Below are 3749 nucleotides of genomic sequence, written 5' to 3'. Positions count from 1 at the left end.
GGCCCTCGGTGATCACGGAGGGCCCGGACCCGGGGGCGCCGAGCGGGTGGACGGCCTGTCGCCCGCCGGGGTGGAGGCGCAGCACGGCCCCGGCGTGCACGAGCGTGGCCCACAGGGCGCCGTCGGGTCCGGCGGTGATGCCGTAGGGGCCGGTGGCCGCACCCGGCACGGGGTGGAGGGTGAACCGGGGATCCGTCATCGAGCTCCTTAAGGCGACACTCGTAGCGTTAAAATGCTCGCATGGACACCACCACCCCCGCAAGCGACCGTTCCGCCGGCTCCCGCCCCGGCGGGCGCAGCGCCCGCGTCCGGGCCCAGGTCCTGGAAGCCACCGGCCGACGGCTGGTCGAGGACGGCTACGACGCCCTCACCGTGGACCGGGTGGCCGAGGCCGCCGGAGTGCACCGCACCACGGTCTACCGGCGCTGGCGGGACGTCGGGGGACTGCTGGCCGATCTGCTGGAGGCCGCGGCCGACGACGCCTGGCGGCCGGCCGACACCGGATCCCTGGAGGGCGACCTGACGGCGATGAACCAGGAGGTGCTGGACGCCCTGGCCGCCCGGCCCTCGCTGACCCAGGCGCTGATCGCCGCCTCCTTCCGGTCCGCCGAAGCGGCGCGTGCCCTGCGGGCGTTCTGGGAGGACCGCTACGCCCGCTCGGCCGAAGCCGTGACCCGGGCCGTCGAACGGGGCGAGGTGCCCCCGGGAACCCTGGCGCGGCCCCTCCTGGTCGCGGCCACCGCGCCGCTCTACCAGGAACTGGTCCTGCTGGGCTCGCCCCCCGCCCCGACCCTGCCCGCCACGGCGGCCCGCGCCGCCACCCTGGCCGCCCGCGCGGGCGCCTTCACAACACCGCCACCCGCCTGACCACCCGGCTCGGCCGCCCCGGCCACGTCTTTGGCCCCCAGGCGGAGACCTTCGCGACGCGGGCGCAAGGCTGACCCACCGGCGCCGCCGAGCCGGACGTGTCCTTGGCCCCCGGGCGGAGCCCTCCGCGGCGCCGGCGCAAGGCTGACCACCCCGTTCGTCGGACCGGGCGCGGAGGCCCGTGGCGTCGTCAGCGGGGGGAGGGCAGCAGGCGGACCCGGAACAGTGCACCCCGGCCCGGCTCCGTGCGCAGTTCGAGTTCGCCCCCGTGCGCCGTCACGAGCGCGGAGGCGATGGCCAGGCCGAGGCCGGCCCCGCCGCCGCCCTGCCGGCTGCGCGAGACGTCCACCCGGTAGAACCGCTCGAACACCCTGGCCGCCTGCTCCGGGGCCAGCCCCGGCCCCTGGTCGGCGACCTCGATGACCGGGCAGCCGTCCACCGTGCCCACCCCGATGCGCACCGGCGAGCCCCCCGGCGTGTGGGCGACGGCGTTGCCGACCAGGTTCGCCACCACCTGGCGCAGCCGCGCCTCGTCGCCCTCCACCGGCGCCGGTCCGGGCGCGCCCAGGCCGTCCGGGCCGCTCAGCGTCACCTCCCGCGCCGGATCCAGGGCGCGGGTGTCGTGCAGGGCGTCCACCGCGAGGGTGCGCAGGTCCATCGGGGCCAGCTCCAGCGGGCGCTGCTCGTCCATGCGGACCAGGGTGAGCAGGTCCTCCACCAGGCCGCTCAGCCGCACCGCCTCGCTCTCGATGCGGGCCATGGTCCGCCGGACGTCCGCCTCCTCGGTGAGCGCCCCCATCCGGTACAGCTCGGCGAAGCCGCGGATCCCCGCCAGCGGCGTGCGCAGCTCATGGCTGGCGTCCGCGACGAAGCGCCGCATCCGGCCCTCCGACGCGGTGCGCGCCGCGAACGCCGACTCGATCTGCGTGAGCATGCCGTTCAGGGCGATGCTCAGCCGCCCGGTCTCGGTGCGGGGCGAGGCACCCGGGATGCGGTGCGACAGCGGCCGCCCGGCCGCGATCTCGGCCGCGGTCTCCTCGATCCTCCGCAGCGGCCGCAGCCCCTCCCGCACCGCGAACCACCCGGCCACCGCCAGCAGCAGGGACACCACGAGGCCGATGATCCGGAACGCCGTCGCCAGGCTGTCGAGCGTCGAGGTCACGTCCGCCAGCGGCGCCGCGACCACCACCCCGGCCGGCAGCGCCGGGTCGTCCCCGTCCACCGGCACGATCAGCACCCACCAGGTGCCGTCACCGTGGTCGCTCGGCACCTCGAACGGCTTCCCGGTCCGGGCGCGCAGCCCCGCCGCGTCCATCGCCGGCCACGACGGGACGGGGTCCCCGGCCGCCACGGGCTGGCGCAGCGGCTGCGTGACCGTGCCGTCCGCCTCGGCGAAGGCCATCACGTACTGGCTCGGCAGCCAGGCCCGGCCCCCGCCCGAGTGCCCGGCATGCGGCTGGGGGCGCCCCTCGGCCCGTACCCGGTAGGCCATGGAGTCGCCGAACCGCTGGAGCTGCTGGTCCACCCGCCCCAGCAGCTGGGCCCGTACGGAACCCAGCACGACCGTGTCGCTGACGGCCAGGCCCAGGGCCACCAGCACCATCGACAGCGCCACGAGCCGGGCCCGCAGGGACAGGGCGGTGAACGGGCGCCCCAGCCGCCGCAGCAGCCGCAGGGCCCGGGCCGGCCACCGCGAGGTCCGCCGCGCCACGTCAGCCCTGCGGGCGGCGCAGCACGTAGCCGATCCCGCGCACGGTGTGGATGAGCTTGGGCGACCCGTCCGCACCCGAATCCACCTTGCGGCGCAGGTACGAGATGTACGACTCGACGATGCTGAGGTCACCGCCGAAGTCGTACGCCCACACGTGCTCCAGGATCTGCATCTTGGAGAGCACCCGGTCGGGGTGGGCCATGAGGTACGCGAGCAGCTTGAACTCGGTGGGGGAGAGGGACACGGGCCGGCCGGCGCGCAGCACCTGGTGCCCCACCGGGTCCAGTTCGAGGTCGCCCGCCCGCAGCCGGCCGTCCCCGCCCGCCGCTCCGGTGCGCCGCAGGATCGCGCGGATCCGCGCGATCAGCTCCTCCAGGCTGAACGGCTTGGTGACGTAGTCGTCGCCGCCGGCCGTCAGCCCGCTGATCTTGTCGTCCACCCCGTCCTTCGCCGTCAGGAACAGCACCGGCAGGTGGTCGGCGCCCGGCCCGGTGCCGGCGGCCTCGCGCAGCCGCCGCACCACGGCGAAACCGCTGATGTCGGGCAGCATCACGTCGAGCAGCACCAGGTCGGGGCGTTCCTCGGAGACCGCGGCGAGGGCGTCGGCCCCGGTGGCCGCCGAGGTGACCTTGAAGCCGACGAAGCGCAGGGAGGCCGACAGCAGCTCCCGGATGTTCGGTTCGTCGTCGACGACGAGCAGGCTCGCCTCGGGCACGGCCGTGTCCATGCGGTCCTCCCTCTGGGGTCAGCCCCGGCCGCCGCCGGTGAAGCCTCCCGGGCCGCCCTGTGCGACGGTGGCCGCGGCGACGTCCCCGGAGGCGTCCTGGGTGCCGCGGACGGTCACGGTCTGACCCGGCTGGAGGTCGGACACCTTGCCGCTCTTGGCCTCGGTGATCTGGGTGTGGGTGTCGGTGGTGACGCGGACGACATCGCCCTGCGCGTCGGTGACGTACAAGGTGGTGCCGTCGACGAGCTTCACGGTACCGGTGGTCGTGCCGCCCCCGGCGCCCGGGCCGCCCGTCGCACCCCCGAACCCCTGCCGCCGGCCGCTCTGCGCGCCGCCGGCGCCGCCGGTGCCCGTACGGCCCTGGCCTCCGCCGGCCGCCGCGGCGGCGAAACCGCCGCCGCCGCGGCCGGTGCCGGAACCCTGCGACTGGGCCTTCTCCACCAG

At 76.2% G+C, this 3749-nt stretch carries 3 protein-coding genes and 2 pseudogenes; 1 reads left to right on the top strand and 4 read right to left on the bottom strand.

Features of this window, described 5'->3' with window-relative positions:
• A pseudogene (locus ACFVXK_RS37545) lies at positions 1-199 on the bottom strand (virginiamycin B lyase); the annotation flags it as partial.
• Between the two features lie 41 nt (positions 200-240).
• On the opposite strand from ACFVXK_RS37545, the gene ACFVXK_RS37540 reads away from it, so the two are divergent.
• Positions 241-867, top strand: a complete 627-nt coding sequence (locus tag ACFVXK_RS37540) for a TetR/AcrR family transcriptional regulator (RefSeq protein ID WP_389621549.1) — start codon at positions 241-243, stop codon at positions 865-867.
• Between the two features lie 190 nt (positions 868-1057).
• Here the strand turns inward: ACFVXK_RS37540 and ACFVXK_RS37535 are convergent, their stop codons facing one another.
• The 3 genes and pseudogenes from ACFVXK_RS37535 to ACFVXK_RS37525 form a co-directional block, all read right to left on the bottom strand.
• A complete protein-coding gene (locus ACFVXK_RS37535; RefSeq protein ID WP_389621546.1) occupies positions 1058-2578 on the bottom strand; it encodes a sensor histidine kinase in 1521 nt (506 codons plus the stop codon).
• Position 2579: 1 nt separating this feature from the next.
• A complete protein-coding gene (locus ACFVXK_RS37530; protein WP_389621543.1) occupies positions 2580-3305 on the bottom strand; it encodes a response regulator transcription factor in 726 nt (241 codons plus the stop codon).
• Positions 3306-3323: 18 nt separating this feature from the next.
• Positions 3324-3749: pseudogene (locus ACFVXK_RS37525) on the bottom strand (hypothetical protein); the annotation flags it as partial.

Source organism: Streptomyces sp. NPDC058157 (genome assembly GCF_042884105.1).
In the GTDB taxonomy this organism is placed as follows: domain Bacteria; phylum Actinomycetota; class Actinomycetes; order Streptomycetales; family Streptomycetaceae; genus Streptomyces.
Note: the sequence above shows the minus strand (reverse complement) of the source record. Positions and strands in the feature narration are given on the sequence as shown.